Source organism: Leptospira stimsonii (genome assembly GCF_003545885.1).
GTDB classification, from domain to species: Bacteria; Spirochaetota; Leptospiria; order Leptospirales; family Leptospiraceae; genus Leptospira; species Leptospira stimsonii.
Genome location: NZ_QHCT01000004.1, coordinates 84,918 through 97,331, shown reverse-complemented (window position 1 = coordinate 97,331; position 12,414 = coordinate 84,918). Strand labels below are relative to the sequence as shown.

Sequence of the window (12,414 nt, the reverse complement as noted above, 5' to 3'; positions counted from 1 at the left end):
TTCTCCCGATATCTTTGCTATCTTAGTTATGTTACAGACTGAATCAATAATTATTTAATTTTCTTCCACGGATTCATAGATCAGAAATTGCGCCGCATAATATGTTAGCATAATCCAAACTCCAATCCAAGGAATCGGAAGCGACAAGAACTTTCCCATTGCAATCAAGCTGTCCGAACCGATGAAGATCAAAGAACCGAAGAAGGATTTCCAATATTCGGGCTTTGGACATTCTCTGGAAGAAGCCCTCCAACCCATCACGCAGATCGCGCTGACATAGACCGCGACCGGCACGTATAAGGCCCCGTTCATTCCGGGAAGAATCCAAGTGTAGAATAAAATTCCGAATATAAGATAAGGAATCAACCGTACGATGTGTACCGGATTTCCGACCGAAAATCCAATCGAATACAAAACTTGTGCGACGAGGAAGGAGCCGAGTCCGAAAACAAAGTAGTTTCCGGGAAGAGCCAAGAACGTATCCCCAAAAAGCGAGAAGATCAAACCGATGAAGATGTATTTTCCGGAGCGATCTTTCCAGTTTCCTTCGAAGAGAGAGAAAAAAATTAAGATAAGAATCGGAACAATTTTTGTTCCCAGCTTGAGTGCGATTTCTCCCGGCGCAAAGTAGATTGCGAGCAAATGTGCGAGGGAAGCAACGGAGAATAACAGTAAAATCATCTGAACCTTCTTCTTGGGAATTGGGATTGTAATTTTGTACAGAGCCTGGATTCTGTCATCCAGAATCGGGAAAAACAAGAGGGATAAATGAACCAAGTAAACTCCGGAGAATTGACGCTGATTGGAATCTTTACGGTGGTTTTAGGACTTCTCATCTATCTCGATCTCTTTGTTCTCAACAAACGAGCCCATAAAATTCCTCTCCGAGAATCGGTTTATTGGTCTCTTTTCTGGTTCAGTCTCGCGATTTCGTTTAGCATTCTGATCTACGTTATGGATCACGGCCCGAACGATCCGGATGCGGGAAAAACAAAAGCCCTCGAATTCATCACCGGTTATCTTTTAGAATACTCTCTTTCCGTGGACAATCTCTTCGTCTTTATCATGGTCTTTCAGAAGTTCCGGATCACTCCTCAGTATCAACCTCTGATTTTAAAATGGGGAATCATCGGAGCTTTGATCTTTCGAGCCTTTATGATTTTTGTCGGCGCGGAACTCATTTCCGTTTTCAGTTGGATCCTATATCTTTTCGGAATTCTTCTTCTTTACACCGCCGTGAAGATGTATGTTCATAAGGAAGAAGAGGAAGACTTTCATCCCGAATCTTCTCCGATCATCAAGTTTGCGAAGAAGTTTCTTCCGATGACACACGCGCATCACCCGGAAAAGTTCGTAGTCAAGGAACACGGAAACTATCTTTTTACTTCCACCTTCATCACGTTGCTCGTCGTCGAGTTCAGCGATATCATGTTCGCCTTGGATTCGATCCCGGCGATCTTTTCGATCACGACCGACGCGTTTATCGTATATACTTCGAATATCTTTGCGATCCTCGGACTTCGTTCCCTCTACTTTATGCTTTCGGGTGTGATGGAACTGTTCGTGTTTCTCAAAAAAGGAGTGAGTGTCTTGCTCGCTTTCGTAGGAGTAAAACTTCTTCTTCCTCTTTTTTCACCTTACGTTTTCGGATACGAGGTTCATATCCCGATCCTTGTGTCCTTAGGAGTGATCGTAGGAACTCTTACACTTTCGATTTTGGCGTCCGTTCCCCACTACCTCAAAACCAAAAAGGGAAATTGAGAATGGGTTTTTGACTTTACACCAGGGTTTTGCAAGGTTCCCTAGAAAGAGAACTTTGTAGGGCCTTTTCAAAAAAGAGAAACATTCAAAATGGCAAACGAGAAATTATTTACCGACTTCCCCCCGGTCACTCGGGAAGCGTGGATGGCGGTCATCCAAAAAGATCTCAAGGGCGCGGACTTTGAGAAAAAACTGGTTTGGGAAACTACGGAAGGATTTAAGATCCAACCCGTTTATACAAAGGAAGATATCGCAGACAAACAATGGCTGACATCTAATCTTCCGGGGACGTTTCCTTTCGCGAGATCCACAAGAAAGCTCGTTCAAGACTGGAGCATCCGTCAGGACTTTGATTCTTCTTCCATCGCCGAGGCGAATCGTCTCGCAAAAGACGCCGCGAAAAACGGCGTGACCGCAATCGGATTTATCATCGAAAACAAAACTTCTCCGCAAAGAGGAATCCCGGTAAATTCTTCCAAGGATTTGGAAGCTCTGATCGACGGACTTCCTTTCGATCAAGTCACTCTTCATTTTATCGCGGAAGAAAGATCTCCTGAAATTTTCTCTTGGCTTCCGAAAGGAAAGGTTCTCGTAGGCGGACTCGGCTATGACCCGTTTCGGATTCTTCTCAAACACGGAAGATCGGGAAAACATTCGATTTCCGCGCTCAAGGAAATCTTAGAATCATTCGCTTCTTCTTGGCCGCATTTCCGAGGACTCAGCGTTGATTCTTCCAGCTTTCGAGACGCGGGTTCCACGATCTCCGAAGAATTGGCCTTCACGTTATCCGCTGGAGCGGAGTATGTACAACAACTTCGAGAAGCGGGAATGTCCGTGGATACGATCGCGTCTCAGATGATTTTTGAATTCTCCATCGGTCCCGATTACTTTTTGGAGATCGCAAAGTTTCGCGCCGCGAGAATTTTGTGGGCGGAGATTCTCAAAGAATTCGAACCCAAAGAAGAATCGTCTCTGCACGCGTTTTTATCGGCCCACACTTGTCGCTACAACTACAGCGCCTACGATCCAAACGTAAACATGCTTCGTGCGACGACGGAAGCTATGTCCGCCGCGATCGGCGGATGCGAAGTGATCAACGTTTCTCCGTACGATAGTATATTAAAAACTTCTGATTCTTTTTCTCTGAGAATCGCGAGAAACATCCAGCTCCTCATGAAACACGAATCGCACGTGGACAAAGTGGTAGATCCTTCCGCGGGTTCGTATTATCTCGAATCCCTCACCGATTCGATCACAAAAAAGGCTTGGGAAATTTTCTGCGAGATCGAATCCGCCGGCGGATTCTTAGAAGCCGTAAAAAAAGGAATCGTCCAAAAGAAAATCTCCGAATCCAGAAAGAAGAAGGAAGACAATCTCGCGATCCGAAAAGAAATTCTTCTTGGAACCAATCAGTATCCAAATGGAGAAGATAGAATTTCCGTAAGCGAACTCAACGTTCACGGACTTTCGGGAACGATCGAATCGGTCCCGGGAGAACTTACCTGCGAAGTGATTCCCGAATTCAGAGCCGGAGCCGGAATCGAAGAGATTCGTATCAAGACCGAAGGTTTCGCAAAGAAGAACGGAAAAACTCCGACTGTACTTTTGCTTCCGATGGGAGACTTGAAGATGAAAAAGGCAAGAGCCATCTTCTCCCAAAACTTTCTTGCCTGCGCCGGTTATAAGGTGGTCGATCCGGGAAGTTATGCGACACCGGAAGAAGCTTTGCAAGGTTTAAAGGAACACAACGCGGACGTCGTCGTCTTTTGCACCAGTGACGAAGAGGTTTCGGGACTTGTGGATTCTGTCTTCTCCGTTCTCAAAAAACAGAACTCAAATCTTTTAGGAATCGTAGCCGGGAATCCGGTGGAACAAATCGATTCCATTAAATCCAAAGGAATCGAATTGTTTATCCACGTAAAATCCCAACATTTAGAAACTCTGAAAACCATTCAGAAAAGGCTGGGCATCCAATGAAACGTCCGAGTTTTGATCCAAAACGTTATGCGTCACAGGGAAAGAAAACCGTTTCCAAATCCGACTGGGAAAAGTCAGCTCTTGACGAGTTAGGCTTAGGTTCCATCGATCCGAAGATCTGGAACACTCCCGAAAAGATTCCCGTAAAACCGGTTTATACTGCGGAAGATCTCGCGGGGATGGAACACCTCGACTATGGAGCGGGAATTCCTCCCTACTTACGCGGACCCTATTCCACGATGTATGTCCAACAACCTTGGACGATCCGTCAATACGCCGGTTTTTCCACAGCGGAAGAATCCAACGCATTCTATCGTAGAAACTTAGCGGCCGGACAAAAAGGTCTTTCGGTCGCATTCGACTTGGCGACTCACAGAGGATACGACTCCGATCACGAACGTGTGGTCGGCGACGTCGGTAAGGCCGGAGTTGCGATCGATTCGATCTTAGACATGAAGATTCTCTTTGATCAGATTCCTCTGGATCAGATGTCGGTTTCGATGACGATGAACGGGGCTGTGGTTCCTATATTAGCGTTTTATATTGTAGCCGCGGAAGAACAAGGTGTGAGCGCGGATAAACTTTCCGGAACGATTCAGAACGACATTCTAAAGGAATTCATGGTTCGGAATACGTATATCTATCCGCCTCTTCCTTCGATGAAGATCATCGCCGATATTTTTAAATACACTTCGGACTTTATGCCCAAGTTCAACTCGATCTCGATTTCGGGTTATCACATGCAGGAAGCCGGAGCGACAGCCGATATCGAACTCGCCTACACTCTCGCAGACGGACTCGAATATCTTCGAACCGGAATCAAAGCGGGAATGGACGTGGATACATTCGCTCCTCGGCTTTCCTTTTTCTGGGCGATCGGAATGAATCACTTTATGGAAATCGCAAAGATGAGAGCCGGACGTCTACTCTGGGCGAAACTCGTAAAACAATTCAATCCAAAAAACCAAAAATCTCTCGCGCTCAGAACTCACTGTCAGACATCCGGTTGGAGTTTGACCGAACAGGATCCGTTTAACAACGTCGCGAGGACTTGTATCGAGGCCTTGGCGGCCGCGCTCGGACATACGCAGTCTCTTCACACGAACGCCCTCGACGAAGCGATCGCGCTTCCGACGGACTTCTCCGCGAGAATCGCCAGAAACACGCAGATCTTTTTGCAGGAAGAAACGAACATTCACCGCGTCGTCGATCCTTGGGGAGGTTCCTACTACGTAGAATCTCTCACTCATTCTCTCGCTCACCGCGCTTGGGAACTCATCGAAGAAGTCGAAAAGTTAGGCGGAATCGCGAAGGCGATCGAAACCGGAATTCCTAAGATGAGAATCGAAGAGGCCGCCGCGCGCAAACAAGCCAAGATCGACTCCGGAAGAGACGTGATCGTCGGAGTCAATCGTTACAAGGCGGTCGAGGAAAAACCCTTAGACATATTAGATATCGATAATACTGCCGTGAGAGAATCTCAGCTCCGAAGACTCGCGGAGTTAAAGAAGAATCGAAACGGAGCCGACGTGACCGCCGCTCTCGACGCGATCACAAAATGCGCCGGCGGTGGAGAAGGAAATCTTCTCGCATTGGCGGTGGACGCCGCCCGCAAACGTGCGACCCTCGGGGAAATCTCCTATGCTATGGAAAAAGTTTTCGGAAGATACCAAGCAACGATCCGTTCGATCTCGGGAGTTTATTCTTCCGAAATCGAAGACGATCCGGATTTCAAAAGGGCCAAAGAACTTTCGGATAAGTTCGCGACCCTCGAAGGAAGACGTCCTAGAATCATGGTCGCGAAGATGGGTCAGGACGGACACGATCGAGGTGCGAAAGTCATCTCCACGAGTTTTGCGGATATGGGATTCGACGTCGATATAGGGCCTCTCTTCCAAACACCGGCGGAAGCGGCGAAACAAGCCGTAGAAAACGACGTACACATTTTAGGAGTTTCGAGTTTGGCGGCGGGTCACAAAACTCTCGTACCACAAGTCATCGGAGAATTGAAAAAACTCGGAAGAGAAGACATCATGGTCATCGCCGGCGGAGTGATTCCGCAACAGGATTACGATACTCTATACAAAGCGGGAGTGACTGGAATCTTCGGACCGGGAACCAAAATCTCCAAAGCGGCCGCGGATATCTTAGAACTTCTCATTAAAGATTTAGAATCTTCTAAAGTAAACGTTTAGGAAGAATCTTTTTTGAGCGGGTTAGAATCATCGGGAGTTTCTTCCGGCGGAGTCCGATCCACCGGAATCCGCAGAAAAGCCCTTCCTTCTGCGGAAGAATTTGTAAAAGGAATTCTTTCCGGAGACAAGATGATTCTTGCCCGAGCGATCACGCTTGTGGAAAGTTCTCTCCCCGCTCACAAAGAACTCGCTGAAAAAATCATCGACGCTTGTCTTCCCAATTCCGGAAAATCGGTTCGAATCGGGATCACAGGAATTCCCGGAGTCGGAAAAAGTACGTTCATCGAAGCTTTCGGAATGCACGTGATCTCGCAGGGGAAAAAACTTGCGGTCCTGACTATCGATCCTTCAAGTCAGATTTCCGGAGGAAGTATTCTCGGAGATAAAACGAGAATGTTCGAGTTGTCCAAAAACCAATCCGCATTCATACGCCCTTCTCCTTCCGGAGATTCTTTGGGCGGGGTCGCAAGAAAAACTCGAGAGACGATCTATCTCTGCGAAGCCGCAGGCTTTGATACGATCTTTGTCGAAACCGTCGGAGTCGGACAATCCGAAACGGCCGTGCATTCCATGGTGGATTTGTTTTTACTTCTTTTGATCGCGGGTGCGGGCGACGAGCTCCAAGGGATCAAAAGAGGAATTATGGAAATGGCGGATCTTTTCGCCGTGACCAAAGCCGACGGGGACAACAAGACAAGAGCCGAACTGACCCGCGTAGAAACACAATCCGCGATTCATTTTTTTCCTTCCAATGAGAACGGTTGGACCCCGAAGGTGCTTTCCTGTTCCGCTGTGACTAAGGAAGGAATCTCGGAAATCTGGACACAAATATTAGAATATGAGAAAACTCTAAAGTCCAACGGATTTTTTGAAACCCGAAGAACCGATCAGGCGAAATATTGGCTGGAAGAAACCGTGTCCGAACATTTGATGGGAGACTTTTATGCCCGAATGAAGGACCTCTATCAGGATATGGAAGACAAGGTCAGTCAACACAAGATCAGTTCCTTCCAGGCCGCGGAAAAATTAATTCAAGAATATAGAAAAAGAAATCATAATTAGCCTTTGCGGACCTTTCTTGCATCGGAATTGTTCCCCAAAATCTCCTCGAATCGAGTTTGAATTTTCTTTTTTCGAACCATATTTTTTCTAGAAACGAAACTTTTTTTCTATGATCTTGTCATTCTTTCCTAAAAATGCAGATTACAATGATTGAAGGAAATCGGTTCGTAATTTTCGGTTGAGAATTTATTCTTGCTCCTATATCTGACAGATAGTATCTGGTAGATATATTATCCGATTGGAAGATTCCACAAAAAAAAGGTCTTTCAGAGGATGCTGAATTTACCCCGTTGCAGGCAGGTATCATGAGATCGTTTCAGATTTTCGCTTTTATTCTTTGTTCATTCATTCTTACAAATTGCGCCACTTCCTCGGCGGGACTGGCGACCAGTAATATTCCCGTAGCGGATCGCAAATACAAGGTGATCGGTCCGGTGGAAGGCCACAAAAGTTGGAACACGTTCGACATGGCGATCGTAGGCATTCCACTTTCCGAGCCTCCGATCGACAAACTCGTCAATTCAATGTTAACGGAAAAAGAAGCCGATGCACTCATCAACATTCGGTATTGGACGGACAAATACATTCTTCTTTTTATTACCGTAAACAGACTCCATATCAACGCAGAAGCGATCAAATTCGAGGATCAACTCAATGATCAATCCGGTAAAAAGAGAACTAAATAAGAAGATCATTCGTTTTTTCGGAAACGGAATCTTTTCCACTCTTCTTCTTGCCGCTCTTGCAAATTGTATGGGAGCGACCCTTTTTTCTCCCGGCGGTCGAGTTCGTTCTCCGGGGTTGTATGATTCGGCGACGATCATAAGAACTTCCGGCTACGACGTTTTGGAAGAATCCATCGGAGAATCCTCCACGTTTTTCGTCTTCGGTATGATCCCGATTACCAATCCCATCAGCATAGATTATGCGTTGAGCCAAGCGGTTCAAAAGGTTCCCGGCGGAAGAAGTATCGTAAACATCAAAGTTTGGCACGAAACACACGTTATGTTTCCTTTAGGAACGGTTTCCGTTTTGAAAGTCAAAGGGAGCGTGATCGGAAATCGGGAAGAAGCCGAAAAACTAAAGCTCGAACAACAGAAGAAAGATCTGGAAGTCGGGAAGGATCCAGCTTCGACGAGAGCGGAATCGGACTCCTCTTCTTCCGGAGGAATTTCCGTCGGAGGTAAGAAGTCTTCGGATTCTTCCCAAGATTCCGGAGGGATTTCCGTAGGAGGAAAAAAATCCTCAAACCCTCCTCAGGAATCGGGTGGAATTTCGGTCGGCGGTAAGAAGAATTAGTATGTTAGAATATAATAAAAAACAAAAATTCAGAACATTCTTAACTGCGTGTGTTATCGGCGCGATTTTATTCTCTCAAAATTGCGTTCGGCCTGAGGTGGTTCATCCGAACGATTCACAAAGCCAAATCTATGCCGCCGCGAGTTATTTGGCCAACAAGTGTGGAACTCCGATCCCGGTCCCCTTTCCTATCATCGTGGAGGACGTTCAACAAAAGAATTTGGATCTTTGTAGCATCGCGATTACCAGATCGGAATGCCCTTTTGTTTCTTATCCGTTCGCCTGCGTGTTGCTTTACGTGGACAAACCTCTCGATGATATTCCTTGGTATCTCAACTTTCAAGAGACGTTCGTTAAAACTAAATTATAGAAAGGCAGATGATGAAACTCATTCGAAACTTATTAGTCATTCTTCTTGCTTTTCCCGCCGGGGAACTTTTCGCCGAAGTTTCCTTTCGTGCCCGTATTTATTCTCGAAGTAAGAATTCCGGGGAATCGAATGTAAGCGTTCGTGTTTCGGAGACCAAAAAATTCTACCAAACGGATTCGGAAGGTTACTTCGAAGCGGTCGTTCCTTCTTCGGGAACTTATACGTTTCGTATCTTGAGAGATACGGGAATGCAGGAGATTCGTCAAGAGGTCGGAGAATCTTCGGATACGGTTTTGATTTACACCGATCCGGCTTCCGTTTCCGGAGGCGTAACGAAGGGCGGAATCAACGTCACCGGTGAACGGGAAAAACAACTCATGTCCCGGACCAAACTTCGCTTTGAAGAAATCAAACGGATGCCCGGAACTTTCGGAGAACCTTTGCGTTCTATCGAAACGATTCCCGGAGTCGTTCCCGTTTCCGCTTTCGGAGGCGGTGCGAGCAACTACGTGTTCCGAGGCGCCGATCCGAATACGAACCTTTATCTCTACGACGATCTTCCGATTCTTTATCCGTTTCACTTCGACGGTTTGACCGCGACGATCAACGGGAATTTGATCAAGTCCATGGACGTTTATACGGGTGTTCTTCCTTCTAATTTTAACAACGCACTCGGTGGGGTGATCGAAATCGAATCTCCAGATAAGGTCCAGAAGACTTCCGGAAATTTTTTGACTTCGCTCTGGGCGGCTTCCGCAAATTATCAAACCACTTTTGCGGGCGGGAAAGGTTACGTCCTCGGCGCGGTAAAGGTTGGTTATATCGACAAGACGTTTGAAACGTTAGGCAATCTTTCCGGAGGTAGTCTTCTTCCGGACGGAGTTCGTTTGCCGCGTTATACGGATTCTCAAGTGAAGATGGTCTATAACTTCAACGATCAGCATCAGATCTCATTCTATTCTTTGACCGCAAAAGACGACTTCTCCTTAAATCCTCCGGCGAAACCTCAGAACGATCCTACCAAGGATCAATTGGCCGCGTTTGCGGGTGGAAATCTTTCGGCGGGTCAGGGTTATCGAACACAAGCATTCCGTTATACCTGGAGAGCTTCCGAAAAATTCACGAATCGAATCACGTTCATCAGTTATGATCCGTTCGCGGACGTGAACGTTTCTCTCGGGTCGATCAAAGGGAAACAGAGAGCCACGGGCGCTTACAACAGCATTCGACAAGACGCATATTGGGATCCGAATAAATATTTCTCGGCGGAGTTCGGCTCCGAGGTTCGTTTTCTCAATTACAAAACAACGGGTACTACGATCCAACAAACCGATCCGAACAATCCGGATCCGAACCCGTACGATACGGCGAGTCCCGATTTTAGAACCGTTCCCGATACCAATCGTGTACGCAGTAAAAATTTCAACGCTTACACTACGATGAAATTTAAGTTCGGCGGATTGCTCATCGAACCCGGTGCAAGATACGATTATATTCCTTATATTAAGAATGGGGCCTTGGGTCCAAGAGCGCAGATCTCCTACAAATTCGAGGGACTCGGGAAAGGAACTACGATCTTCGGCGGAGGAGGAGAACACTATAACTTCCCTCTGAGCACTCAATTTTCCGAGCAGAGTGGGAACCCACATTTGAAATTTCAGAAGGCGGTGAAATACGGCGGAGGGATCGATCAACAGGTCACTTCCGATTGGCAGGTCAAAGGAGAGGTTTTTAAACAAGAATTCTCCAACTTGATCGTAACCGATCCGTATATTACGGAAATCATAGGAACCAATCCGGATCAGTACGGAAAAATCACACAACCGTACATTCTCAATAAACCTTTGAATTATTCCAATAACGGAAGTGGTCGTTCCCACGGTTATGAATTTGTGGTTCGTAAAACAGCGGCGCCCGGAACGAGAGATTGGTTCGGTTGGATCTCTTACACTTGGTCTCAAACATTCAGAAATCCTAATCTTTATAAGCCGGACGGTTTGCTCGCCCCCGTTGTGACCGGACCGGAGCAGAGGTTGCTCGCTCAATCGTATCATAACTCGAAGGAAACGTTATACGATTACGATCGGACTCATATCATCAACGTTGTTTTCGGTTGGAGATTCAGCCAAGAATGGCAGTTCGGAGCACGTTGGTCGTATTTGACCTCCACTCCGATTACTCCGATTACGGGAGACGACGGAGGCGCGTTTTCCAATCCGGCGAACGGTCAGATCATTTGGGTTCCTCAGTCCGCAAACAATCCGTATCTTGCGGATTATACGAACACGAAACGTCTCGCCGATTATCATCGTTTGGACATTCGTTTCGACCGATTCTTAAATTACGAATGGGGTTACGTGAATACGTTCTTTGAAGTGATCAACGTATACATGAGACAAAACGTTTCCGGAGAAAATTTTGACGTTACGCGGCCTTTCTCCGCGACGAACCCGAAACCGAGTCAAACATTCGGAACTCTGACATTGCCCGGTGGAACCGTGATTCCATTCTTCAATATCGGGATCGAGGTGAAGTTCTGATGAATCAGAAGAATCGATTATCGCATTGGAAAGAATCGATCGCGAATTTGATCGTGATTCTTTTTGTTTTGCATTGGGTTTGGAACTGTAACAACCTACCGAATGACGACGACAGTTTCAATCGTGACAACGAGAAGAGAGTGATTCTTCAATACTTACTCCTACCTCCTACGGATCCGATTCAATCCTGTGTTTCTTCTTTGCAGGCGGCAAAGACTTGCCTTGACCAGGCACCCGATCTGCCCACCCCTCTTTCCGAAGCAGGAATCGTCACGTTGTTTAGCGGGAGTGCAACTCTCGGGACGTATCAGAATTATTGCACTTCTTTGGTGAACTCGGCGACATTCGTAAAATTTACGGCTCGAGCGAAGGCTTGTCTTATGGACTGCAATCGGTCTTATTGGACAAATCGAAATTCTGCGGGAACCTGTAACCAGAGCGGTCTGTCTCAGATAACGGGACTTTCCACAGGAACGTTTTCTTGTACAAAAACCTGCGTGAGCATTTCAGGCGAATAAACGATCGAAAACTGAGTGACTTCGTCGCCAGATTTAAAAAATAAAGATATTAGAGGATCCACATCATGACCATGTTTTTAGTTGAATACGGCGAAACTTTCATTTTTATTATTATGTTGATTGCAAGTATCGTCGCCCTCGCAGTAGGAACGGAAAGAATTCTCATCTTTCGTAAGAATCTAAAAAATACGGACGCAATTCTTCCGGTTCTTACCTCCGAAATTAGAAACGGAAACTTGGATTCGGTCAAATCTCTCGCGGCGGAAAATCCGGGAAATATCTACGCTAAATTCTCCCAATTCTCCGTCGAAAACTTCAGCGCTGGCCACGAAGGTCTTTCCGAACTTCAGGAAGGAAGAATCATAGGAGAAAGAATCGAACTGGAAAATCATCTTTCGATTCTAAATACTTTGGGAAACAACGCCCCTTTTATCGGTCTCTTAGGTACGGTCTTAGGTGTGATCAAGGCATTTTACGGTTTGGGAACGTTAGGAAGTACAGGAGCCGAGTTCGTGATGAGAAGTATTTCGACGGCGCTTCTTGCGACAGCCGCCGGTTTAGGAGTTGCGATTCCGGTTGTAATGGCCAATAACTATTTTACTCGTAAGCTGAAAGTCATTCAGGCCAATTTGGAAATTCTTTCCAGAGAATTTCTTGCAAGCCTTTCTCGTAAAAAGTAATTCAAGGAGATC

11 protein-coding genes are annotated in these 12,414 nt (G+C 46.3%); 10 read left to right on the top strand and 1 reads right to left on the bottom strand.

The genetic code is table 11. The annotated features are described in order from the left end of the window. Positions 1 to 54 precede the first annotated feature (54 nt). A complete protein-coding gene (locus DLM75_RS14830) occupies positions 55 to 681 on the bottom strand; it encodes a lysoplasmalogenase (RefSeq protein ID WP_118969604.1) in 627 nt (208 codons plus the stop codon). 87 nt (positions 682 to 768) lie between these two features. On the opposite strand from DLM75_RS14830, the gene DLM75_RS14825 reads away from it, so the two are divergent. From DLM75_RS14825 to DLM75_RS14780, 10 genes are all read left to right on the top strand, one after another. Beyond that, the gene (locus tag DLM75_RS14825; protein ID WP_118969293.1) at positions 769 to 1,761 is read left to right on the top strand and encodes a TerC family protein; all 993 of its coding nucleotides are present in this window, start codon (positions 769 to 771) and stop codon (positions 1,759 to 1,761) included. Positions 1,762 to 1,851: 90 nt separating this feature from the next. After that, the gene (locus DLM75_RS14820; protein WP_118969292.1) at positions 1,852 to 3,738 is read left to right on the top strand and encodes a methylmalonyl-CoA mutase family protein; all 1,887 of its coding nucleotides are present in this window, start codon (positions 1,852 to 1,854) and stop codon (positions 3,736 to 3,738) included. Beyond that, positions 3,735 to 5,933 carry a methylmalonyl-CoA mutase gene (gene scpA, locus DLM75_RS14815; RefSeq protein ID WP_118969291.1) on the top strand — a complete coding sequence of 733 codons (2,199 nt, stop codon included), beginning with the start codon at positions 3,735 to 3,737 and terminating at the stop codon, positions 5,931 to 5,933. Before DLM75_RS14820 ends, scpA begins: the two co-directional genes overlap by 4 nt. Positions 5,934 to 5,945: 12 nt before the next feature. Continuing rightward, positions 5,946 to 6,995, top strand: coding sequence for a methylmalonyl Co-A mutase-associated GTPase MeaB (gene meaB, locus DLM75_RS14810; protein ID WP_118969290.1), 1,050 nt, complete (start codon positions 5,946 to 5,948; stop codon positions 6,993 to 6,995). 305 nt (positions 6,996 to 7,300) lie between these two features. Further along, complete coding sequence (locus DLM75_RS14805; protein WP_118969289.1) at positions 7,301 to 7,681, top strand: LIC20211 family lipoprotein; 381 nt, start codon at positions 7,301 to 7,303, stop codon at positions 7,679 to 7,681. Then, positions 7,650 to 8,294: a hypothetical protein gene (locus DLM75_RS14800; protein WP_118969288.1), complete on the top strand. Its 645-nt coding sequence runs from the start codon at positions 7,650 to 7,652 to the stop codon at positions 8,292 to 8,294. The genes DLM75_RS14805 and DLM75_RS14800 overlap by 32 nt, the downstream gene beginning before the upstream one ends. Position 8,295: 1 nt before the next feature. Beyond that, entirely contained in the window at positions 8,296 to 8,664 is a 369-nt protein-coding gene (locus tag DLM75_RS14795; protein ID WP_118969287.1) for a hypothetical protein, read from the top strand. 11 nt (positions 8,665 to 8,675) lie between these two features. Next, positions 8,676 to 11,204 carry a TonB-dependent receptor plug domain-containing protein gene (locus DLM75_RS14790; protein ID WP_118969603.1) on the top strand — a complete coding sequence of 843 codons (2,529 nt, stop codon included), beginning with the start codon at positions 8,676 to 8,678 and terminating at the stop codon, positions 11,202 to 11,204. Then, positions 11,204 to 11,722, top strand: a complete 519-nt coding sequence (locus DLM75_RS14785) for a hypothetical protein (RefSeq protein ID WP_118969286.1) — start codon at positions 11,204 to 11,206, stop codon at positions 11,720 to 11,722. Before DLM75_RS14790 ends, DLM75_RS14785 begins: the two co-directional genes overlap by 1 nt. Before the next feature lie 65 nt (positions 11,723 to 11,787). Further along, positions 11,788 to 12,402, top strand: coding sequence for a MotA/TolQ/ExbB proton channel family protein (locus tag DLM75_RS14780; RefSeq protein WP_118969285.1), 615 nt, complete (start codon positions 11,788 to 11,790; stop codon positions 12,400 to 12,402). Positions 12,403 to 12,414 lie beyond the last annotated feature (12 nt).